Annotated in this window: 14 protein-coding genes, 2 tRNA genes and 1 pseudogene; 9 read left to right on the forward strand and 8 right to left on the reverse strand. The window is 61.2% G+C overall.

Annotation, left to right across the window (positions count from 1 at the left end; all coding sequences use genetic code 11):
- The 4 genes from AC04P6_RS06720 to AC04P6_RS06735 all read left to right on the forward strand — a co-directional run.
- A partial coding sequence (locus tag AC04P6_RS06720) for a thioesterase domain-containing protein (RefSeq protein ID WP_475565851.1) occupies positions 1–2296 on the forward strand: 2296 nt, incomplete at its 5' end.
- Positions 2289–3083, forward strand: coding sequence for a thioesterase II family protein (locus AC04P6_RS06725; RefSeq protein WP_475565852.1), 795 nt, complete (start codon positions 2289–2291; stop codon positions 3081–3083). The genes AC04P6_RS06720 and AC04P6_RS06725, both read left to right, overlap by 8 nt.
- A complete protein-coding gene (locus AC04P6_RS06730) occupies positions 3076–4644 on the forward strand; it encodes a class I adenylate-forming enzyme family protein (protein ID WP_475565853.1) in 1569 nt (522 codons plus the stop codon). Before AC04P6_RS06725 ends, AC04P6_RS06730 begins: the two co-directional genes overlap by 8 nt.
- Positions 4645–4665: 21 nt before the next feature.
- On the forward strand, positions 4666–6237 hold the full coding sequence (locus tag AC04P6_RS06735) for an ANL family adenylate-forming protein (protein ID WP_475565854.1): 1572 nt from the start codon (positions 4666–4668) through the stop codon (positions 6235–6237).
- Between the two features lie 81 nt (positions 6238–6318).
- Here AC04P6_RS06735 and AC04P6_RS06740 read toward each other — a convergent pair whose 3' ends face one another.
- The 3 genes from AC04P6_RS06740 to AC04P6_RS06750 are packed head-to-tail and all read right to left on the reverse strand — an operon-like array spanning position 6319 to position 9165.
- Positions 6319–7818: an ABC transporter ATP-binding protein gene (locus tag AC04P6_RS06740; RefSeq protein ID WP_475565855.1), complete on the reverse strand. Its 1500-nt coding sequence runs from the start codon at positions 7816–7818 to the stop codon at positions 6319–6321.
- Positions 7815–8540 (reverse strand): energy-coupling factor transporter transmembrane component T, encoded by a 726-nt coding sequence (locus AC04P6_RS06745; protein ID WP_475565856.1) that lies wholly within the window; start codon positions 8538–8540, stop codon positions 7815–7817. The genes AC04P6_RS06740 and AC04P6_RS06745 overlap by 4 nt, the downstream gene beginning before the upstream one ends.
- Position 8541: 1 nt before the next feature.
- Positions 8542–9165, reverse strand: coding sequence for an MptD family putative ECF transporter S component (locus tag AC04P6_RS06750; RefSeq protein ID WP_475565857.1), 624 nt, complete (start codon positions 9163–9165; stop codon positions 8542–8544).
- A 177-nt stretch (positions 9166–9342) separates the two neighbouring features.
- Here AC04P6_RS06750 and AC04P6_RS06755 point away from each other — a divergent pair, with 177 nt between their 5' ends.
- A complete protein-coding gene (locus AC04P6_RS06755; protein WP_475565858.1) occupies positions 9343–11223 on the forward strand; it encodes an ABC transporter ATP-binding protein in 1881 nt (626 codons plus the stop codon).
- Positions 11220–12968 carry an ABC transporter ATP-binding protein gene (locus AC04P6_RS06760; RefSeq protein ID WP_475565859.1) on the forward strand — a complete coding sequence of 583 codons (1749 nt, stop codon included), beginning with the start codon at positions 11220–11222 and terminating at the stop codon, positions 12966–12968. The genes AC04P6_RS06755 and AC04P6_RS06760 overlap by 4 nt, the downstream gene beginning before the upstream one ends.
- Positions 12969–13045: 77 nt before the next feature.
- Here the strand turns inward: AC04P6_RS06760 and larAH6 are convergent, their stop codons facing one another.
- Both larAH6 and AC04P6_RS06770 read right to left on the reverse strand, forming a co-directional pair.
- On the reverse strand, positions 13046–14296 hold the full coding sequence (gene larAH6, locus AC04P6_RS06765) for a nickel-dependent malate racemase, LarAH6 family (protein WP_475565860.1): 1251 nt from the start codon (positions 14294–14296) through the stop codon (positions 13046–13048).
- A 70-nt stretch (positions 14297–14366) separates the two neighbouring features.
- Complete coding sequence (locus AC04P6_RS06770) at positions 14367–15581, reverse strand: phosphoglycerate dehydrogenase (RefSeq protein ID WP_475565861.1); 1215 nt, start codon at positions 15579–15581, stop codon at positions 14367–14369.
- A 254-nt stretch (positions 15582–15835) separates the two neighbouring features.
- Between AC04P6_RS06770 and AC04P6_RS06775 the strand changes: the two genes are divergently transcribed.
- From AC04P6_RS06775 to AC04P6_RS06785, 3 genes are all read left to right on the forward strand, one after another.
- Positions 15836–17200, forward strand: a complete 1365-nt coding sequence (locus AC04P6_RS06775; RefSeq protein ID WP_475565862.1) for a glucosaminidase domain-containing protein — start codon at positions 15836–15838, stop codon at positions 17198–17200.
- Between the two features lie 135 nt (positions 17201–17335).
- Positions 17336–17409: transfer RNA gene (locus tag AC04P6_RS06780), tRNA-Gln, on the forward strand.
- Positions 17410–17413: 4 nt separating this feature from the next.
- Positions 17414–17490 (forward strand) — tRNA-Glu (locus AC04P6_RS06785).
- Positions 17491–17740: 250 nt separating this feature from the next.
- On the opposite strand, the gene AC04P6_RS06790 is transcribed toward AC04P6_RS06785, so the two are convergent.
- The 3 genes and pseudogenes from AC04P6_RS06790 to AC04P6_RS06800 form a co-directional block, all read right to left on the reverse strand.
- On the reverse strand, positions 17741–19618 hold the full coding sequence (locus AC04P6_RS06790; RefSeq protein ID WP_475565863.1) for an Ig-like domain-containing protein: 1878 nt from the start codon (positions 19616–19618) through the stop codon (positions 17741–17743).
- Positions 19619–19815: 197 nt separating this feature from the next.
- Entirely contained in the window at positions 19816–21309 is a 1494-nt protein-coding gene (locus AC04P6_RS06795) for an APC family permease (RefSeq protein ID WP_475565864.1), read from the reverse strand.
- 1017 nt (positions 21310–22326) lie between these two features.
- Positions 22327–23523: pseudogene (locus AC04P6_RS06800) on the reverse strand (cation:proton antiporter); the annotation flags it as partial.
- Positions 23524–23544: the final 21 nt, after the last annotated feature.

The following is a 23544-nucleotide window of genomic DNA, read 5'->3' on the forward strand; positions in this document are numbered from 1 at the left end:
GGGCCGCTGGCTGCCCTCGGGCGAGATCGAGTTCCTGGGCCGCCGCGACACGCAGGTGAAGATACGCGGCAACAGGATCGAACTCGCCGAAATCGAATCGGTTGCGCAGGAGCATCCTGGCGTTGCCGAAGCGTGCGCTAACGTGATTCGCCCCGAGGGGGCGCAGCCGAGCGTCGCTCTGGTGGTGCGTCCCGAGCGCAGGTACGAATCCGAGCTCACCGAGCGCGTCGGGGCCATAGATGGCTGCATGTCCGTCGTCGAGCGCCTTGCGAAACGACGCGCGAAGCGCAATGGGAATGGCCTCGTTGACGTGGGGCATTGCGTGGCGAGCGTCGTCTATCGAGCCGCCATGGACATATCCCAGCACAACGCGGGAGCGCAGCTTCGCATTCTCGATTTGGCGTCATCGGGCGAGGAGCTTCCTCGCATCCTCATGGAGGCCATCGATGGCTTCGACTACCTGTACACGCTTGGCCCGCGCAGCCAGGGCGAAAGGGAAGAGGCGGTGCGCGTTTGGGCCGATAACCCCAATGTGCGGGTTATCGAGGCCGAGCCGTGCACGGGCGATGATGCCATGCTGAAGCGCGATACCTACGACATCGTAATCCTTCCCGAAGAGAACGCAGACGGCTTCGAGCGGTTCTTCGCGCCCGATGTGTGGCTGGTGAGCGGTTCAGCGCTTGTGGCGCCCCATGTGGAGGGCGCGGTTACCGTGTCGCCCACGCGTCAGGTGCGCCAATGCGATGGAAGTTCGGTGCGTGGCGGGGCCGATATTCTCTTCGAGGCCGCGGGCGACGACGAGTGCTCTCTGCATGTAGAGCTCGTTGCCTTCGGGTATGTGCGCATCGATCGCGACACGCTGCGCATGGATCTTTCCGCGGGGCTTCCCGCCGCAGCCGTGCCCTCGACGGTATGCCTGGTGGATGCGTTCCCCATTACCGATCATGGCAAGGTGAACAGGAAGCTGCTCACTAGCCTCATTGCCGACTCTCTTTCTCGCGAGCACATCGTCTTGGGCGCGAATGCGGAAGACGCGTACGGCGTCTTGGGCATCGTGCGCGAGATTCTGGGCAAGATGGACGTCTCGCTCGTCGATAACCTGGTGACCTACGGCGCCGACTCCCTCATTCTGGCGCGCGTCATCGCGGCGATTCGCGACCGCGTTGATCAGGCTGCGGGCATCGAGTTTGATGCGTTTTTGCGTGCCGTGCTCGACGAACCGAGCGTTGCCAGCCTGGTGTCCGTCATCGATGAGCGTTGCGAGGGGGCGGTTGCGCCTGCGAACGATGCGCCCGGCGTTTCCGTGGAGGCCGATACGCGCACGGGATGCGTGCTCATGAGCGAGCCTGGTGATGCAGTGAGCTGCGACGATGCCGTGCGCGTTGTCATCCATGGCGCCGAGGGCAAGATGGATACGCTTTCCGAGCTTATCGAGCAGCTGCGCCTTTCGGGTGCATGCCGCGTGTATGGCCTCGTTCTGCCCGACCGCGATAGCTATCTTGCGGCCGATCAGGCGTGCCTGGCCGAGACGGTTGCCCCCGAATATGCGCGTCTCATCGCCGACTTGGGGTATGCGCGCGTGCAGGTTATCGGGCATTCGGTTGGCGGTCTGCTTGCCGCCGCCGTTGCGTCCCAGCTGCAGGCCATGGGCATCGAATCCGTATCGGCCGTCGTTATCGACAACCTTCCCTCGCCGCTCGACTTGCAGGACGATTTCTTCTCCGACCTGTTCTTCGTGAGCATGTATGGCGTGAGCCCGCTTTCCATGGGGCTTGACGCAAACGACCTTTCGGCGCTTCCCAAGGCGCTCGAGGCGGTGATTGGGGAGTCTGGCGGAACGGTAACGCAGGATGCCCTTTCTCGCATTGGCGGTACGCCTGAATTCGATGGCCTGGCTCAGAAGATGCGCGTGTTCCATGCACGCGACAACCAGGAACGCGCAAGCGAATATGCGGGCCTCATTCGCGCTCATGCGGGGGTGTCCTACGATGCTGACGAAACGCTGCAGATGATGCAGGTGTTCAATCGCAGCTTCCGCGAATGCGATGCTCCCGTGCCCCTCTCGTTCGGCGATGTCGACTACATCGCGGCAAGCGACCATGGTCTTTTCCCCGAGGACGTGCTTCGTGGAGCCGTGGAGCGTTGGCGCGAGTCGTCCCTGGGCGCGTTCCGTCTGCATACGGCCACGGGGTCGCACTATTCCGTCATCCATGGCGAGGGATGCAGGCAAGTCGTTCGCATTGCCGATGAGGCGCTTGCGGCTCTTCCGTGCAAGGAGGTCTCGGCTCGTGGCTAGCAACGGTGCCTCCGAATTCGGCTTCCCCTCTCGCGTGGGGATCGAGCGCATATGCGGCGATGGGAGCGGCGTGCGCGTGCTGTGCTTTCCCCATGCGGGCGGCAATGCCTCATGGTTCCATGCGTGGAAAGACGCTGCTGTTGCCTGCGGCATTACGCTCGATGCCGTTCAGTATCCCGGCCATGCGGGCATGCTGAAGTACGCGCTGCCGCGGGATATCTCCCATGTCGCCGATTTGGTGCTCGACGAGGTGGGCGCCGATTGCGAGCGCACGATGCTCTTCGGACATTCCATGGGCGCGCTCGTGGTGTTCGAGGTTGCCTCGCGCGCCCAGAGGCGCGGCCTTCGCTTCGCGGGAATCCATTGCTCGGGTTCGCGTCCGCCGTGCGTGGCCGTTGCGAACCCACGTGCTGCGCTTCCCGACGATGCGTTCGTCGGCGCGGTGGGCGATTTGGACCCAACCGAGGTGAACGCTCTTTCCGTTCCCGAGATAGCCGAGCTCTTCTTGCCCATCGTGCGGCATGATTTCGCTATCGCCGAGGACTACCGTTCGTGCGCCGTACTCGATCACCAGGACATTCACGTCTATGCGGGCCGCGCAGACGAGGAATTCCTGCCGGGGGATGCCTCGCTCTGGCGTTCGCATACCACGGGCAACGTGGTCGGGCACGCGTTCGATGGCGGCCATTTCTTCCTGCGCGATGCCGGGCAGGCCATTCTGTCGAACATGGCAGAGCTGTATTCCGTGTATAGCCTTTCGAAAGGATTTGAATATGCCAATGTCTAATGGTGTGCTCGGTCGGTCGTTCCAGGCCGAGTTACGCGAGGCGATCGAGCGGCATGAGAATGACGAGATGCTCGTGAGCTCCGTCGGGCGCCTTACCGGCGGGGAAGTGATGCGCCGCTGCGAGGCGGTGCGTGACGAGCTGCTGTTCGCCGGCCTCGCCGACGGGGAATACGTCGCCTGCGCTGGCAATGGCGATGTCGACATCTTCATTGCCTCAATGGGCATCATGCTCGCCGGCGGAATTCCCCTGGCCGTTCAGCTGTTCCGCGAGGTTGAACAGTGGACGGTGGGGCTCGAGCAGTCTCGTGCGCGCTTCCTCGTATCCGAGGAGCCGTGCGCCCAGCAGGTTGCCGACGCCATGCGTGGCCTGGGAATCGACCCCGTTGTCGTGCCCATAGGCAGCGATGGCTCCGTGTTGCGCCCGTGCGCGTGCGGCAAGTACGACGATGCGAACGTCCCCCCGAAGAACATCGGCATGGTGCGTTTCACGTCGGGCAGCACGGGGGTGCCCAAGGGCATCCTCATGTCGTACGAGGCCGTCTTCTATAACATCTGCGCCTTTCAGACGCTCATCGGCTTGCGCAGGAACGGTCGCTACCTGAATGTGGTGCCGTCGTGTGACTACGTGAGCCTGGTTTTCTGCCTTGCCGCCTTGCTGCGCGACGAGGTCGTGGTGTTCTGTCCCAGCATGATGCCTTCGCCCGATGAGGTGGTTTCCATGCTCGAGCAGGAGCGCATCACCGACATGCTCATGATTACGCCGCAGCTGCTCGCCCTGTCCGAAAGCGGGCTTATGGCCGGGCGCGAATTGTCGAGCCTCGAACGCATTATCTATGCAGGCCAGGCGGTTACCGTTCCGGCATTGCGCCGTCTTATCGAAACCATGCCGTGCCAGCTCGCCCAGTTCTACGCTTCCACCGAGGCGGGCATTTTGTCGGGGCTTACCGCCGAAGACCACGAAAGCGACGACGATCGCATCCTCGCATCCGCCGGCCGTCCGTTCAGCCTGGCTGGCACGCATGTGGCCATTCGCAACCCATCGACGGGCAGCGAAATGGCGTGCGGGGAAATCGGCCACATCATGGTGAGCGGCCCGGGAGTGTGCCCGTATAAGCTGGGCAGCGACGAGCCCTTCGATTTCGCCGATGGATGGCGCGATATGCTCGATTTGGGTTGCATCGACGAACGCGGCTACCTTTCCGTGAAGGGGCGCACACGCGACGTCGTCATGTACCGCGGTTCCATCGTGTACGCGCAGGACATCGAGGAGTGCATCGCCTCGGTGCCCGGAGTCTGCGATGTATGCGTGCATCCCGTCATGCATTCCGCCGACGGCGAGCGCACGTTTGCCTGGGTCGTGCCCGAGCAGGGCGTAACCCTCAATCCCAACGAGATCATGGAATGCGTCGAAACGTCGTACGGATGGGCATCGCGTCCCGCCTACATCGAATTCATCGACGAGCTTCCCAAGATGGGCTCGTTGCAGAAGGTCGATAAGCGCGGCTTGCGCACGCGCGCGGAAGAGATGCTCGATGCGTGGCGCGCGAAGGCGCTGAATTAGAGGGGAGTGATGGCGATGTCGATGTTCGATACGGTTCGCGAAACCGGTGTGGCGCCGTGGCAGACGATTCAAGAGCAGATACGCGACGTACTCGATCGCGCGGGCGATGCCGTGGTCATCGAGGCGAAATCGGGTTCCCTCACGGGTTCGGCGCTGCTTGGAAAGGCTCGTGCCATTCGCGATGAGCTGCTGCGACGTGGCATTCAGCCGCAGGAATTCTGCGCGTATGCCGGCACCGACGACCTGGCGGTCGCGTGCGCGCCCCTGGGCATCTCGCTGGCGGGTGGCGCGTTCTTGGGCCTCCCGAACTATCATGGCGTTGCCGAGTGGGTGCGATTCCTGCGCGAAACGGGTGCTCGGTTCATTCTGTGCGAGGGCTACCTGGTGCAGCGCCTGCAGGATGCGGCTTCCGAGGCAGGCTTGGATGTGGAGTGCATCGAGCTCACGCCATCGGGCGATGTCGTGAGCCCCACGGGCGCGCAGGCGTTCGACGATTACAAGCCGTCGTCGGAGGACGAACTCGTTACGGTGCGGTTCACCACGGGTGCGTCGGGTGTTTCCCAGGGCGTGCTTTTCACGCATACTACCTGGTGCTATGATGCGCTGCGCATCGCCTTTCTGTTCGGAGAGCGCGAGCGTGGCCGCTATTTGCAGCTCACGCCCAATACCGATGTGCAGGGAATCATCATGTGCATCGCGGCTCTTGCGCGCGATGAAGTGGTGGTGGTCTACCAGGGCAAACCCAGCAACGAGGGAATCGTCTGCTCCATCGAGCGCAATCGCATCACCGACCTTTTCCTGCCTTCGTCGCAGATGATCAAGCTCGCGATGAGCGAGGCGGCCGATATGGCCGACCTCTCCTCGCTTCAGCGTTTCGTCTATGGCGGTCAGAAGGCCGAGGCAGCCGATATCCGCGAGGCTCACGATTTTCTGGAATGCGAGCTCGTGCAGGTCTACGGCTCCACTGAAGCGGGCATGCTCACCTGGCTTTCCCCTGAAGACCACGATAGGGAGGACGACGCGGTGTTCGATTCCGCGGGCACGCCCATTCCCATTCCCGGCGTTCAGATCGAGGTGCGCGATCCGCGTACCGACGCGCCGCTTCCCGTGGGCGAAGTGGGTCATGTCATGACGAGCGGTTGCGGCGTAAACGAGCGCTCTTTGGGCGTGGATACGCCCGATGAGCTGCGCGGAGGATGGCGAGATACGCTTGATAAGGGCTATTTCGACGAAGATGGCTACTTGCATATCTGCGGCGTCGAGCGCGATGTGGTGATGTATCGCGGGTACGTCATGTACGCCTGCGAGATCGAAGAGGTCCTCGAGGGGGATGCCGGCGTAGAGCATGCGGTCGTGCATCCCGTAACGCATGCGGTCGATGGCGAGCACTTCGTCGCGTGGTGCACGCCTGCTGGTGAGGTGGCTCCCGATGTGGCGTCTCTTGCCGATTCCCTGGTCCTCGAATGCGGGCCGTGGTATCGCCCCGACGAGATTCGCGTCGTGCGCGAGATTCCCTGCCGTCGCGAAGATGGCACCTACGATAAGGGCGCTCTGCGCGAGCTCGTGGAACGCGAGGCAGCGACTGCCATGTAGGCAGGTCGCATATCAGTTTACGGAACCAAGAAGCCCCCGATGATTCATCGGGGGCTTCGTTTCATGCATGAGGTTCTGTCGTTAGCGCGCCCAGGAACCGTTTCCCAGCATGCGGAAGAATCCGTACATGCGGTCGACGCCCGTATTGTCGAGCGCGTAGGGGGAACCGGCATAGCCGCCTGCGATTTCGATGACGTGCGTGCAGCACTCCTCGATGAATTCCGGGTCGTGCGTGACCACGATCTGCAGCATGCCCTCGTCGCGCATTTCCCGCGTGAGCTTGGCGACTTCGCGCATGTGGCGCAGGTCGAGGCCGCTCGTGGGCTCGTCGTAGAGGATGACCTTCCTGTTGGCTGCGATGGCGGACGCGATGGCGACGCGCTGTTTCTGTCCGCCTGAAAGCGAGATGGGGTGGCGGTCGATAACATCGGCGAGGTTCAGCATTTCGGCGATGCGCAGGGCACGCGCCTCGTCTTTCTTCGGCATGCTGAGCAGGATTTCCTCCAGAACGCTTTCCGCGAAGAGCTGGTGCGTGACATCCTGCATGACCATGTACACGCTGTCGCTGAGCTTCTGCCCGCGATACGTTTCGCCGTCGATGTCGAGCTTGACGTTCGCCTTCTTCTGCAGCCCTGCGAGGCATTGCAGGAACGTCGACTTGCCGGCTCCGTTGCGCCCGATGAGTGCGATGATGCCGCGGCGGGGGAGCTCGAGGCTGTCGATCTTCAGCACGGAATCGTTCTTGCCGTATGCGAAGCGCATGTCGCGGATGCGTGCATGAGAGAGCTCGCACGCGTCTGATGTGCCCCTATGCCCGCTTTCCGCCAGTTTGATGGCGCGCAGGCCCATTTCGCGCATATCGGCATTGGTCATGGAACGCACTTCGTCGCCACTGAAGACGCGCTCGATGCGGCCATTCTTCACGATGACCATCGAGTCGACGATGTCGCGCAGATAGAAAATGCGATGTTCGGCGATGACGATGGTTTTGCCTTCGCTCTTCCAGCGCTCTATGACATTCTGCAGTTGGGCGATGGCTTCCATGTCCAGGTTCGACGAGGGCTCGTCGAGGACGAAGACGCTCGGCTCGATGGTGGACGCGGCTGCGCATGCGATGCGCTGGCGCTCGCCACCCGAAAGCTCGAAGACGCTGCGGTTCAGCAGCCCCTCGATTTCCAGGTCGTTGGAGATGGCGTCGATCCTGCGCACGATCTCGTCGCGCGAGATGCCCTGATTTTCGCAGGCGAAGGCCAGCTCGTTGGTGGTGTCGGTGGTGAAGAACTGGCTGCGCGGGTTCTGGAAGACGGAACCGACATGCTGCGAGATGTGGTGCAGGTCGGTTTCTGCGATGTTCATGCCCTCGACGGTAACCGTGCCCTCCATCGTTCCCTCGTGGAAATGGGGGACCAGGCCGTTGAGCATTTCGGTGATGGTGGTCTTGCCGCTACCCGATTCGCCCACGAGAAGGATGACCTCTCCGTGTTTGCCCGTGAGGTTGATGTCGCGCACGCTGGCTCGTTCGTCGCCGCCCTGATAGTGGAAGCTGACGTTGTCTATTGAAAAGGCTGTCGTGGTTGTCATAGCAGATGAAGCTCCGAACATACGTATGTGATGAAGCAGATGAGGCACAAGAGAATGCACAGCACATCTGCAGCGCGGAATCCGATTTCGCTGATGGTGGAACGGTGGACGGGTGCTCCCAGCCCACGGGTGAGCGCGGCGGCGGAAAGCTCTTCGCCGATGCGCACCGAGCTCATCATGAGGGGCACGAGCCGATACTCGAACGTAGCGGCCAGGCCCGACTTGCCAACCCTGATGCCCCGCATGCGCATGGCCGCACCGATGGCGCGGTTTTCCTCGGCAAGCGTGGGGAAGAACCTGAACATCACCGAGAGCGGGATGATGATGGCCTGCGGGACACGCATCTTTTCCAAGCCCGCCACGAGGTCGCCGACCGTCGTGGTGGTTACCAGGTAATAGAAGGCCGCAACGCCTGGCGCGAGACGGAGCATCATGCCGCTGAAGAGGAGCAGGAACACCGTCACGGCGCCCGAGGTGAGGGGCGCGAGATACATTTGGATGATTTCTGCCAGCAGGAACGCCGCAGCGTATGCCAAGGCGATCTTCGCCTTGCGCTCGAGCAGGAGGAGGATCATGGGCAGCATTGCCAGAATGGGACGCACGTAAACCATGGCTCCATTGTATCCGCCTGTGAGCAGGACAATAGCCAGGGTGAGAATAATCACCAGTTTTGTGCGCGGGTCGAGGAACCCGACTCGTTTCAGTTCGCTGGACGCCGTCATGCTATGCGATTCCCGCGCGCTCGAAGTGCTTGCGGTAGATGCGCTTGCCAATGGCGGCGCCGGCAATGCCCGATGCGAATGCCACGATGATAAGCAGCGGAATGATCCAGGGGGACATGAGGCCCGACAGGGCGTTTGCGTATTCAACGCCGTAGTTGGCGGCCTGCTGGGCGAGGTAGGAATCGCGGGTGAAGACGAACGGCATGAAGTTGCCGATGATCCACATGCCCGTGATTGCGTAGGCGATGGTGGCCTTCTTCATGCTCTGGTAGCTGCCCGAGCGAAGCACCAGTTCCGCGATGAGCGCGCAGCCGATGCAGGTGAAGAGGCTGAAATATCCCATTCCGCCCACGAGCATGAAGAGCCCCACGAGCGTGAAGAGGATGACGAGCGCGCCGAATTTATGCACGCGCGCGATGAGATACATGATGGGGATGCCTCCCAGAAGCGGCACGAACACCGCCGCAAGGGGCACGAAGATCGGGATGATGGCCAGCATGCCGGGGATGCTGGAGAGAACAATGTAGATGGCCGTGAAGATGCCTATGGTGATCAGGTCTTTCGGTTTGAGTTTTCCCTCGCTCATCTTTTCGGGTTCATTGACCGTTGCCGTATTGGTAGACATGTGATCTCTTTCCCTCGTGGGTGTGATGATTGCATGATGGGCCATAAAACTTCATTTGTGAAACCAAATGTTATTATAATGACTCGTGTTAGGGTAGCCTAATTAAAGCACACTATAGGTAAAACGCAAGCTCTTTATGCGCTGAAGCGCGTTTTGCCATGCGAAGGGGAAATGCGTATGTCCAAGAATCGCGTAATCGACCAGATGGAGGAGGAGCCGGAATCGTCGAAACGCCCCGCTTCCTCCGTGAAGGAGAAGCGAGACACGAGCGGTTGGTTCGCCACGCTTATGCGGTTTGCCTCCCGTTGCCGTGGGCGCATGCTCGCGGCAGAGCTCCTTTCCATTTGCAGCGTCTTCTCGGGGCTGGTGCCGTTCTACGCCGTGTATCGCATCATCGACGAAGCGGTTGCGGCGCCGTTGCCGGCGGGGGCGTCGTGGGAAGCCATGCTGTTCTGGGGTGCCATTGCCGTGGGGTTCTATTTCCTGCAGCAGGTGCTCTTCGCTGCTTCAACTATGAACTCGCATATCAGTGCCTACACGATCCTTGCCGATCTGCGTGCGGGCATCGCCTCGAAGCTCATGAATGCCTCGTTGGGCACGGCGCGCGCCAAGTCGATTGGCAATCTGAAGAATCTCGTCATCGACCGCATCGAGCAGATCGAGATTCCGCTCGCGCATTTCATTCCCGAACTCTCCGCCAACTTGCTTCTGGCGGTGGCTATCGTCGTGTGGCTCGTCGTCATCGATTGGCGCCTGGCGCTGGCCTGCGTCGCCACCGTGCCCATCGGCCTGCTCGTGCTGGCGCTGGGCATGCAGAGCTACTACAAGAAATACGATGGCTACCTGGAGGAGCAGGACCACGTGAATTCGGTGGTGGTGGAGTACATCGAGGGCATCCATGTGGTGAAGGCGTTCAACCAGGCCACCACGTCGTACGCGAAGTTTTCCGATGCCGTCACGAGCTTCCTCGCGTACACGCTCGATTGGATGAAGACGTCGTGGGTGGCCACGAGCGCCGCCATGTCGATCCTGCCGAGCACGCTTTTGGGCGTCGTGCCCGTGGGCGTGGCGCTTTACCTGGCGGGCGAGCTCGATCCCGCTTCCTTTGGCTTGGCGTGCATTCTGGCCATCGCCGTCGTGAAGCCCGTCACGTATCTGGGCAAGGCGTTCAACGACGTTAACCTGGTGGCGTACTGCATTACCGATGCGCGTGCGTTCCTGGAACTCCCCGAGCTGTCTCAGCCGGATGAGCCTGCGAGCGTGCGTGACTATGGCATCCAGATGCGCGATGCGCGCTTTTCCTACGCCAACGGCGTGGAAGTGCTGCATGGCGTCGACCTAGATGTTCCCGCTGGCAGCTTCACGGCGCTCGTGGGGCCCAGCGGTTCGGGCAAATCCACCATCGCGCGCATGATCGTGCGCCATTGGGACCTCGATTCCGGCTCCATCCGCATCGGTGGCACCGATGTGCGCGATATGCCCCTTTCCCAGCTTTCCAGCCTGGTGAGCGTCGTGTCGCAGGATGACTTCCTGCTCGATGGCACGTTGCGCGAGAACGTGGCGATGGGCCGCCCTGGCGCCAGCGACGAGGAGATAATGGCTGCCGCCCGCGCTGCTAGCTGCGACGAGTTCGTGAGCCGCTTGCCCTTGGGCTGGGATACGCCTGCGGGCGAGGCGGGGCATGCCCTTTCCGGTGGCGAACGCCAGCGTATCTGCATCGCGCGCGCGATTCTGAAAGATGCGCCCATCGTCATCTTCGACGAGGCTACGGCCTTTGCCGATCCGGAAAACGAGGCGCGCATCCAGCGTTCCGTCGCCCGCCTTTCCGAGGGCAAGACGCTCGTCGTCATCGCCCATCGCCTCTCCACCATCACTGCCGCCGATTGCATCTGCGTGGTAGATGGAGGCCGAATCGTCGCGCGCGGCACGCATGACGAACTGCTTGCGGAAAACGATTTGTACGCCTCGATGTGGAAGGCGCATATCGGCGCCGCAGATTGGGCAGCGGGTTCGCATGCCGAAGAGGTTGATGCCGTGAAAGGGGGCGATGCACGATGATTCGCGCGTATCGAAGGATCCTCGCCTGGGTGGGCAACCTGAAGGGTCGCGTCTACGCTGGGTTCGTACTGTCCGTATTCTCTGCGGTAGCCACGGCCATGCCGGTCTTCCTGGCGGCATGGGTGCTCGGCCAGCTGGCTGCCGACATGCATGGCGATATCGAGCTCGACGGAGGGTTCGCGTGGCTTTCGCTTGGGGCAATCGCCCTCTGCGTTCTCCTGCGCTGCGTCTTCACGTACGCGAAAGCGCGCGTGCAGGATTCGGTGGGCTATGAAACCGCTTCCCATGCCAGGATCGAAGTGGGCAATGTGCTGAAGCGCGTGCCCCTAGGCTACTTCCAGCAGGTGAAGACGGGAGACATCCTTTCCGCCGTCACGTCCAACTTGAACATGATGGAGCTTGAGGCAGTGCGTCAGGTCGACGCCGCATTGGGCGCCTACATCGAAGCGGCGATCATCGTGCTGTGGCTGCTTGTCGCGTGTCCGTTGGCGGGCATCGTCGCCATCTGCGCGATTGCACTCGTCTCGCTCACGCTCACGGCGGTGAATCGCGTGAGCGCCGCGAAGACGCCCCTGGCCAAGGATGCGACTGAGCGCCTGGCGGGCGCGACGGTGGGGTTCTATAACGGTCTGGGCACGGCGAAGGCATATGGCACCAGCGAAGCGGTGCGCCGCCCGTACGATTCGGCGGTGAAGGAACTATCCGACGCACGCATCTCAATTGAGAAGTCGTACACGCCGCCCAATGTTACCCATGGGTTCATCCTACAGGCGTCTTCGGTCGTTCTGGTAATCGCCGCAGCTGCCGCGTTCATCGCGGGGCACCTTCAGCTGTGGGAGTTCGTGACCATCGCATTCATCTCGACGACGATGTTCGCCTCGCTCATGCGTCTTACCGATTCCGCGTATCTCTTCGCGGACTTCAATGATTCGCTCGACCGCTTGGAGGCAATCGAGAACGCCACGTTCATCGATGAGGACGGTGCCGACGTTGCGCTCGATTCGCATGATATCGAATTCCGCGACGTCCATTTTGGCTATACCGACCGCGAGATTCTGCATGGCGTTTCGTTCAAGGTTTCGCAGGGCACGACCACGGCGATTGTGGGTCCCAGCGGCTCCGGTAAAACGACCATCTCGAACCTCATGGCGCGCTTCTACGATACGACCAGCGGAAGCGTTCTCGTGGGTGGGCATGACGTGCGCGAGTTCACCGTCGACAGCCTGCTGGAGAATTTCTCGATGGTCTTCCAGAACGTCTACCTGTTCAACGACACGATCGAGGCGAATATCGCCTTTGGTTCGGGCGGTGCCACGCACGAGATGGTGGTGGAAGCCGCAAAGCGTGCCCGCTGCCACGACTTCATCATGGCTCTGCCCGATGGCTATCAGACCGTGGTAGGGGCGGGCGGTTCGACGCTTTCCGGTGGCGAACGCCAGCGTATCTCCATCGCGCGAGCCCTGCTGAAAGACGCACCCATCGTCATTCTCGACGAGGCCACGGCATCTATCGACCCCGAAAACGAACGGCTCGTGCAGCAGGCGCTTTCGGAGCTCACGCTGGGCAAGACGGTCGTCGTCATCGCGCATCGCCTGGCCACCGTGGAAAATGCCGATCAGATTCTAGTTGTCGAGGCGGGCAATCTCACGCAGTGCGGCACGCATGCCGAACTCGTTGCCCAAGAGGGCACGTATCGCAGCTTCGTGCAGACGCGCGCCGAAGCCGAAGGCTGGCGCTTGGGCTAGGCCCCGTTTCCCATGCCAAGGCAAGGGCGCCCGCCTGCGAAGGGTGGGCGCCCTTCGCATTGCATATGCGGCCGGCGTTACGCTAGGGCGTGGGGTACGGTGCTTCCGCCATGCGGCATGACGAGCACGCTCGCGTTGTCGCCCATCTTCGCCACGGCTGCGCTGTAGGCGTCATCCAGGGTGGGGAAGGGCGTGAAGAAGCAGTCGCGCGCCAGCTCTTCCGGCAGGTCGCTTACCAGGAAGACGTCTGCCATCATCTGGATCTTCGCGACTGCCGCGGCTTTATGGCCGCCCAGCGCGAAGGACCTCTGCAGGCGATCGAGGATGTCGGCGGGTTCGTTCGCCTCGTGCATCCAGGTCTGGAAGGTGCTGTTCCCCAGCCCCTCGTTGCAGCGGCCGACGAGGATGATCACGCCGCCCTCTCGCACCGCGTACTTCGCGTTGTCGAGCGCCTTCTGCGTCTGGTAGAGGTTCAGGTCCTTCGGGGCGCCGCCCTGCGAATCGATGACGATGTCGGCGCGGTGCGGGATGTCGATGCGATACAGCGTGTTCAGGAACGAGCACCCCTCGCGATGGGCTGCGACGGGATCGCCCGCAAAGGCGCGAATGATGCGCTTGTCTTCGTCGAGCACCACGTTGACGATGAAATCGCAGCCCACGATGGCGCCGGCTTCCTCGATGTCCATGCGCACGGGGTTGGTTTCCAGGTTGCCTGCGCACGAGCGCTCGTCGACGATCATCGCGTGATTGTTCGCGATGGCGCTGCTTGTGGATACGCCGGGCATGATGGCCTTCACGCCGCCCGAGTAGCCTGCGAAGTAGTGGTATTCGATGTTACCCATGCAGATGACGCGGTCGGCTTCGGCTACCGTGCGGTTCACTTCCACGGGCGTGCCCGCCTTGGTGGTTCCCAGCATCACGAAGTCCTCCGACGACGAATCGATGCAGCGAATCTCGTTCCAGGCGCGTTCTCCTGCCAGGTGGCGCTGCTCTTCCTCGGTCTGCGTGCGGTGGCTGCCCAGGCCGAACACGAGCGTGATGCTATCGGGCGTAACGCCGCCGCGATATAGTTCGTCAAGAACGGCGGGAAGGGCGTCGGGCGTGGGCATGGGGCGCGTGATGTCGCTCGTGATGATGGCAACCGTTTCTCCGGGGCTCACGATGTCGCGAAGGGGCTTGCTTGCGATGGGCTCGCGCAGCGCGCGTTGCACTTCGTCAGCGCCCGTAAGCGAGACGGGCACTTCGTTGGCGGCGAGAATGCCCATGAGGTTTTCGTCGCGCACTCCGCAGCTCTGCGTGCCGTTTCCGTATCCCACTTCGACGATCATGCGGCTCCTTCCAGTGGATGAGGGTATGGAAAGGGCCCGGCATAGCGCGCGGGCCCCGATAAACAAATTGCTAGTTGCTGGTTCCCAGACCGCCCGTGGGGCCGTTGGCGGGAACGACGACGCGCACGCGGTACACGTTGGGGATGGCGCGCAGGGCGTCGACGGTTTCCTGCTTGATCTCGCTATCGAGGTCGACCACCGTGTAGGCATGCTCGTTCGCGGGTTCGCTCACCATGCGCGAGATGTTGACGTTCTCGGTGGAGAGGACGTTCGTGATCTGGCTGATCATGTTGGGAACGTTCGCGTGGAGCACGGCGATACGGCCGGCGGAGGTGCAGGGGCCCATGTCGCAATTGGAGTAGTTCACCGAATTGCGGATGATGCCATGTTCCAGGTAGTCCTTCATGGCGCTGATGGCCATGTGAGCGCAGTTTTCCTCGGCTTCGCGCGTGCAGGCGCCCATATGGGGCGTGACGATGACGTTCTTCATCTTCATGACCTCGGGATTGGCGAAGTCGGTGATGTAGAGGCCCAGCTGGCCGCTTTCCAGGGCGGCGGCGACTTCGGCCTCGTTGACGATGGTGTCACGCGCGTAGTTGATGAGCATGGCGCCCGGGTTGAGCAGGGCCAGCTGTTCCGCGCCAATCATCTTCACGGTGTCTTCCTTGGAGGGAACGTGCAGGGTGAGGTAATCGCAGCCCTTGCACATTTCGTTCAGGTCGGCATCGCGGATGACGCGGTGCGACAGCTCGTAGGCGTGCTGAACCGAGATGTACGGGTCGTAGCCATGCACTTCCATGCCCAGCGCGACGAGCGCGTTGGCAACCTTCGAACCCACGGCGCCAGTGCCCACGACGCCGACCTTGCGGCCGATTGCCTCGTGGCCCACGTATGCCTTCTTCGCCTTTTCGGCGCCCTTTGCCACGTCGGGGTCGTCCGCGTGGTCGAGCACCCACTGCTCGCCGCCGAGCGTGTTGCGCGAGTTGAGCATAATCTGGCCTACGACCAGTTCCTTTACGGCGTTAGAGTTGGCACCGGGCGCGTTGAACACGACGATGCCCTCTTTGGCGCAGCGTTCGATGGGGATGTTGTTGAATCCAGCTCCGGAGCGGGCAATGCAGCGCAGTGATTCGGGGAACTCCACATCGTGAAGACTACTCGCGCGCACGAGGATAGCGTCGGCTTCTTCCAGGTTCGTGGTGCCCTGGTAGCCGTCGCCCAAGTCGGGCGTACTATCGCGCGTGATGCCGTTTGCAATGTTGTCGACGATCTTTACGTAGCGCATACATTCCCTTTCTCTGAGGATCGAGATGCGGATAGATTCCAACAAGGATACCCCTATCATGCGCTGGGGGCCATGAAATGCACGCGAACTGCACTCCGTTGGGGTAAAGCGCATGAATCAGTCACGCGCGCGTATGTGTGCAACCGATGGGCTCTTCGTGCAGGCGCGCCATATACTAGCTGGTGGATTGGGAATGGTTTTTCGAGCATGCTACGATGACGGCGTACATACCGATGACTAAGGGAGCACGCACCATGAAACGAACTCTTCCCCTCATGGCCACCGTATGCCTTCTGGCTTCTTTGGCTGTTTCATCCAATGCCTATGCCGTGGAAATCGAAACGGCCCCCGAAGGTTCCGACGCCTCGTCGTACGAGACCGTCGACACGAACGATTACACGCCCGCGGCAACGCAGGCCGATTCTCGGAATTCGTACTCCCTTCTGGGGATTCAGTCGAACTCGGGTAGTGTCGTCTACCTTTCCATGTCGCTCGACAAGATGGTCTCGATCGAAAGCTCGAGGAGCTCCGCTTCCACGTCGGCGCTCCGTTCGGCGCTCGACCCGAACCAGGTGAGCTTGTCGCAGTTCGTCGACCTCACCGTCTCTTCGGGCCTTACGGCGGAGCAGATCGACGCATTCATCGATTCTACGTCGAACGGTCGTTCCGGTTCGCTGCATGGCATGGGCTATGCGTTCATTCGGGCCGAGCAGACGTACGGCATAAGTGCGGCGTATCTGGTGGCGCATGCCGTTCTTGAATCGGGCTGGGGCACTTCCACGCTTTCCAATGGTTATTACTACGATGGGAGCATCGCCATCGAAGGCGACACGTATGCCGCGGGCACGTACTACAACTACTTTGGCATTGGCGCCTACGACAGCAGTCCGCTTTCAGGTGGGCGCAGCATGGCGGTGCAGAATGGTTGGAATTCCCGCGAAGCCGCCATCATGGGCGGTGCCAAGTGGATTTCCACAAACTACGTCCACCGCACGCGCGACAAGTATGCTTCGCCTACGCTCTACGCGATGCGCTGGGATTACCAGCGCGCGAATGATACGGGTTCCGCCTGGCATGAATATGCTTCCGACGTGCAGTGGCCCGCGAAGATTGCCACACTCATGGATTCGGTATACGCCAAGAACAACGTCGAGCCTTCGTATGGCTATATCATCCCGTGCTACGCGGGCTCTTCCGTGCCCAATCTGAACGGCATGGTGCTCTACCGCCTCTACAACCCGAACTCGGGCGAGCATTTCTACACGTCGAGCATCGTGGAGCGTACTAATCTGGTGAATGTGGGCTGGATTCAAGAGGGGATAGGCTGGAATTCCCCCTGGAGCTCCTCCACGCCGGTATACCGCCTGTATAACCCGAATGCGGGCGATCACCATTACACCACGAGCGCTTCCGAGCGTGACGAGCTTGCCGCGCTTGGCTGGAGCTACGAGGGGATTGGCTGGTATAGCGACGACTCGAAATCGGTTGCCGTGTACCGTCAGTACAACCCCAATGCCGTTGCGGGCGCGCATAACTTCACCACGAGCGCGTCTGAGCGCGATCAGCTCGTTTCGGTGGGGTGGAACGATGAGGGAATTGCCTGGTACGGCATCAGCTAGCTGTTGATGTACGTTCCAAATAACCCTCTTCGTGAAGATATATCCACAATTTCAAAAGGGGGTTGACGGCTGCGGGGGAGACCCGTAATATACTCTCTCGCGTTGTGAAACACAGCAGTCACAACGAAGTGCTACTGGGGTATCGTATAATGGTAGTACAGCGGTTTCTGGTACCGTATGTGTGGGTTCGACTCCTGCTACCCCAGCCACAATGGCCCGTTCGTCTAGCGGTTTAGGACATCGCCCTCTCAAGGCGGAGATCACGAGTTCGAATCTCGTACGGGCTACCATGAATCACCAGGCCAGGATGCAAATCCTGGCCTTTTTGCTGTCCACGGGGAAGTGGCGCGCGTGCCAACGCGTTACATCTCTGGTTTCCACCGAGCTTTCTGCACCGGGAAGCGACCCCGAAGACTCGAGCGCCTCCTGTTCGTTACGCCGTTCCACGTCGCACAATCCTATACAGCGCCCTCGACATGAAAAACGCCCAGCGCTCCAATCGGTGCGCCGGGCGTTCTAGGTCCTCCTTATGCGTGTTCTCTACTTCACGCCGTACCAGGCGATCTTCTCGTCGTGCCAGCCAAGGGACACGAGCTTGTCGCGCTCGGCGGTGCTGGCGGTGAAGTTGTGGTTGTTCGCGAACGCGTTGGGGTTGTACTGGCGGTAGACGGGGGCGCCATCGTTGCCAGCCGTGCGCCAGCCGACGCCCTCGTAGGTCCAGCCAATGCTCACGAGCGAATCGCGCTCGTCCTTGGACAGCGTGTAGTGGTGCTCGCCGCCGTACTTGTTGTACAGGCGGTAGACCGGATCGCCCTCGACGGGCGCAACCCAGCCGACTCCCTCGTAGATCCAGCCAAGCGCAATGAGGTCATCGCGTTCGCTCGTGCTGGACGTGTAGAAGTGCTCGCCGGAGTTGGGGTTGTACAGGCGGTGCATCTCCTGGGTCGCGGGGGCGGGGGCCGTTACGGTCACCTCGCAGGTCGCGGTGGCTTCGGGATTGCTGGCGCTCTCGACGGTGATGGTGGCGCTGCCTGCGCCCACGCCGGTGACGACGCCGTCGGCCACGGTGGCAACGCCCTCGTTGGTGCTCTTCCACGTCACGGATTTGTCCGTAGCGTCGCTGGGCGATATGGTGGCGGTGAGCGTCAGGGAGTCACCGATCTTCATATTCGCGGTTTCCTGGTCGAGTTCGACGCCGGTGACGGGGATGACCTCCGTGACCTGCGCCCATTTTTCGTCAGCTTCCCACGCTTGCGGATTCACTATGGGTGTGGCGCTGGTTTCGTTGGCGCCTGCAATGACGTTCATGCCTTCGGCTATGGTAAGGCCGCCTTCGCCATAGTCAATGCAATGGTTTTCGCCGCTCATGGTAACGGATCCGCCGCTGATTGACACGGAGTTGGCGGAAATGCCGTAGTAGCCCTCGCATGTGACGATGCCGTCATTGATGACCACGTCATTGGCGCAGTACAGGCCCGCGACATCACCCGTTGCCTCGATGGAGCCGCCGTTGATCGTCAGGATACCGGCTAGGATGCCGCCCTTGTCCGTGCGTTCGCTCTCCGTCACGAGCTTGCCCTTGTTAGCGCCCGTACTCTGGGCGTAGATGGTCAGGTTGGGCCATGGGTCTGTATTCATCTGCCTGTTGGCTTCTATGCCTTCCACAGTGAGCTTGGCGTCGTCACAGAGGATGATGTTCGTGTCACCCTCGAAGTCGATGTAATGGGTGATGTCGACCTCGCCCTTGACGACGAGCCAGCCTCCGACGGTTTCCGAGTGGCTCGTGAGAACGCCGTAGCGCACGCGAGACTGTTCCTCGCCGTTCTCATCCAGATACGTGATGGGCTTGCTGGCGTATACGTAGCGCGTGGACGGCATGGTTCCCGGGAAGGTCGACCAGGTATTGCCGTCGGAGCTGACTTCGATGGCGGGCGCGGTTATCGCTCCGGTGGTTATGCCTTGCCCGTTCGCGCCGGCGCTTCCGCCCATCTCGCTAGCAGCGCCACCAGAGCCGCCCTTCAGCTCTGCCGTTCCGTCGATGACGGTCAGGTTGCCGTTGATTCCGGCTCCGCCCTTGCCGCCGTTGGCTTCTTCGGTGGCATCGCCGCCCGTGCCGCCGCCAGCCCAGATGGAAGCGCCGTTAACGACTACGTTGCCGGTGATGGCCGTACCGCCGTTTTCTTCGATTTCGAAGTCCTCGCCATTGGCGGAAAGCCTGCCTCCGCCCGTGACGGTCAACGTGTAGCCGTTCGTGTTGAGTCCGTTATCTACGAAGACCGTGACGCCTTCCGAAATCGTCACGGTTACGTCGCTCTCGAGGTAGACGCCGTCCTCGAACCAGTTGGTGGTCTCGAATTTCTGGCCGTCGGTCCACTTGGCTGCCTCGTCAGCCATTGCCTTGGAACTTGTGCCAAGCATGAGCGCCAGCGTTGCCACAATAACAATTGTGGCAACTGCCAGCAGCCTTCTAGACCCTGTTCGTTCCATGAGAATCCCCCTTGTCTTCTGATGGTGGCTGGTCATGCACTGCATTCACTCTAAGCCCCATCGGAGGAATCTCTCGTTTTGGTTGCTGAATGGTATCTTTTCGGTGACTATTATCGCTATATGGTTGGTTACGCCGTAATCGAAGGTATTGCGTACAGTAGGAGCGCAATGAGGAATGCCACGAGGGAACCCACTGCCCAGACCTTGAATTGCCGGTCCATCTTTGCGCGCTCTTCGGGGGAAGGGTCGATGGGCGCCTTTTCCGGAATGGCTATTTCGCTCTTGCCGTAGATGCTTTGGCAGATGAAGAAGATGACAAGGCCAGCGACGCACCAAATGGCACCCGTAATCATGGCGTCGGATTCGAGCTGCGTCATCATGATTGCGTAGATGATGGCGCTTATGATGCCACCAACGATGAGGCCGCGCACCTTGAAGGGGCGGTTCATTTCGGGATAGCGAAGGCGTAGGCCGATGGCCGCGCAGATGCCAATGATGTAGTAGAACAGATCGGCAAAGAGGCTCAGCGATGCGATGTAATCGAGCGTGTTGGTGCAGACGAGGATGATGGAACCCACTCCTAGTACGATGATGGCGATGTAGGGCGTGCCAAAGCGGCCGTGCACTTTCGCGAATACCCTGGGCATGGCGCCGTCGCGCGCCATGGTGAACAGATAGCGAGGTGGTACGGCAATGCTGGCGTTCAGGGTCGAGAAGTCGCCGCCGAAGGCGATGCCAGCTGCCAAGAGCGCCAGGGGAAGGCCCAGAATGCCCGCGGCTGCCATGCCCTCCGCATAGGGCGCTGCCGATTCCGCGATGGCACCCAGGCTTTCGGTGGGCGTAAGGCCGACCAGGAACCACTGGAAGAGCGCGTTTACCGCAAAGATGATGAACGGCGAGAGGATGAGCGCGCGGGGAATGTTGATGTGCGGGAATTTGATTTCCTCGCCCATGGCGCAGCAGGTCTCGAAGCCCGCGAAGCACCACCAGATAATGGCCACGCAGCCGATGAACCCAAGTCCGTCGGTGCTGCCCAGGAAATCGGGCGCCTGCACGAAGTGGGGGAGCGACACGTTGGGAATCATGGTAAGGAACCAGATGAGCGCCACGCCCCAGAAGAAGAACATGAAGGCGTTCTGCAGGCGGCCGGTGATTTTCACGCCGCGCACGTTGGTGACGATGAACGCTGCAAGTACGATGGCGGCTATCGCCGCGTCGGGGATGGGCAGGTCGATGCCCAGTGCAAGGAATAGGGTCTTCAGATAGTAGCTGAAGGCGAGCGATTCGCCGCCGGTTACCGCCACGAGGGAGATGATGAAGTTCCAGCCGGCAAGCATGCCGAAGGGGCGTCCCAGGCCTAGCGTGGCGTACTGGTACGTGCCACCTGCATAGGGCAGCGCGGCTCCCATCTCGCCGTACATGAGGGCGGGAAAGATGCTCACGAGCATCGCGACGAGCGTAGCCAGCACCACTTGCGGCCCCATCTCGCCGACGATGTTTCCTCCTGTCGTGAACAGCCCCACGCCGATTACCGTGCCAACGGTGATGGTGATGCACTCGCGCATGCCGAAGGCGCGCTTCAGGCTCGTTTGCGCTTCCTGGGGCGCAACCGCGTCTTTCATGGTCTCTCCTTATGTTCTTGGCTTTCCTTGAGTTTCGATTGGGTGGGCCAATCGCTTCCTCTCCCAAGGCGGTACTATAGTACTACAGCGCGCTATAGTGGTAGGAGAATTTGAATATTCATCCAACATCAAGGCCGAATAGTGCATATTTCTGCGTAGAAATGCGCGTATGCGATTGCGAGACGAGGTGCGCGCTTACGAAATGAACCCTTCGAGGTCCATTTGCATGAGGTAGACGTTCTCGCGCATCGATTGCGCTTCCATACGCGAGAGGTGACCCTTTTCGTACTGCTCGTGGATGATCTCGAGTTCCAGCCTTAGGCCCACGGCCTGCATTTCGTTGAAGTCCTCGTTGTACGAGGCGATTTGCTGCGTGATGGAGGGGATGCCCTGGCGCAGGCGCGCGAGCGTGCCGTGATGGGCCGCAAGCACGGAAGCAACGGTTACCGAGCTGAATTCCTTGCCGTCCAGCATCGTCTCGAGCTGCCTGATGGTGGCTTCCTCCACTTCGATCTGCAAATCGCGCATGGCGATGCGCTCGTCTTGCCTCGCGGGCCTGAAGTGGCGTTGCAGCGTTCCCGCAGCCATGTGCATGGAGCGAAAGCCCCGCTTGGCCACGCGGGCTGCGGTTCTGCGGAAGCTTCCCTGGGAATGGCGCGCGACGTTTTCCATGCGTGCGAGCCTCTTCAGGTAGTCGTAGGCCATGACGAGGTCGACCTTGTCTTCGTCCATGAGCTTGTTCACGTATTCGTCTTGGAAGCGAATCACCCATAGGCGCGCCCTGATGCCCTCGTCACGCGAACGCGGGTCGTCGATGTCGTTCTGCGACCTGATGCGCGCGATGCGGTTCAAATACGAAACGACCACCGATTGTATGGCTGCAGCGTTGTCTTCGTCGACCTGCGCATTCAGGCGCGCGATAACGCGCTGCAGGATGTCGATGCGACGCTGGGCGAAGTCGGCCTCATCGTTGGCATCTGCTGCTTCGCCCGCTGGAGCCAAGAGGGGAAGCGCGACGTTCGCCAGGATGAGCGTGCAGACGATAACGCCCGACGCCAGGAAGATGATGAGGTTGCGTTGCGGGAAGGGCGTGCCATCGGCAACCACGTAGGGCAGGCTGAACGCGATGGCCAGGGTGACGGCGCCTTTCGGGCCACCGCAGGTGGTGATGAGCGCCGAATGCAGGCGCTGCTTCCACTTTACCTTCGTGCGCCCAGCTCCGCGCCCGGCGCGGTAGTTCGTGGCCAAAAGCCAGAGGAAGCGCACTATCACGATGACGGCCGTGATGCCCAGCACCCAGCCGATGAGCTGCAGGTGGGAAACCTGCAGGCTGCCCCACATGACCTGCATGGCGCGGGGAAGCTGGAATCCCAGCATTACGAACACGATGCCGTTGATGAGATACGAGAGAAGGTCCCAGACGCTCTCGGAATTGATGTTCAGGTGCGAAATGGAGGGCCCGATGCGCTGGTCGCGGAAGCTTCCCAGGATGATGCCCGCGGTAACCACGGCAAGAACGCCGCTGAATCCGAAGGCCTCCTCCGCGGCGAGGAAGATGGCGAACGGGCTGAGGATGTCGTAGAGGATGTAGAACGTCGTGGATTCCATGCCCGAGTTTCGAATGCGGCTTTCGATGGCATGCAGGATGAGTGCCATGGCCGCGCCCACGGCAATGCCGCCTAGGAACAGGATCGAGAAGGTCGAGACGGCTTCCCCCGCCGAAAAGCCACCCGTCGTCGCGTACACCACGGCGAATTGGAAGGCGACGACGCCGGTTGCGTCGTTCAGCAGGGCCTCGCCTTGCAGCAGGGCGTTATCGTCGCGGTCGAGCTGCGCGTCTTCCGACATCGACGCGACTGCCACGGCGTCGGTGGGTCCCAGGGTGGCGCCTAGCGCAAGGGCCACGGCGAAGGGTATGGCTGGAATGAACCAGTCGATGAACAACCCCACGCTAAGCGTGATGAGCACGACGAGTCCCACGGCAAGCGAGAGGATGATGTAGCGGTTCGTCCAGAGGGCCGTCTTGTCGGCCTTCTTCGCATCGCGGAACAGCAGGGGCGCGATGAAGAGCAGCAGGAAGAAATCGGGGTCGAGGGTTGGGTCGATGGGCGAGAGGTAGAGCATGGCGCAGACCAGGCCCGTGGCGATTTGGATGAGCGGAAGCGAGACGCGGTGGATGAACTGGCCGATAACCGCGGATACGAGAATCGCCACTACCAGGATGAGAATGAACTC

This window comes from Denitrobacterium sp. (assembly GCF_056180635.1).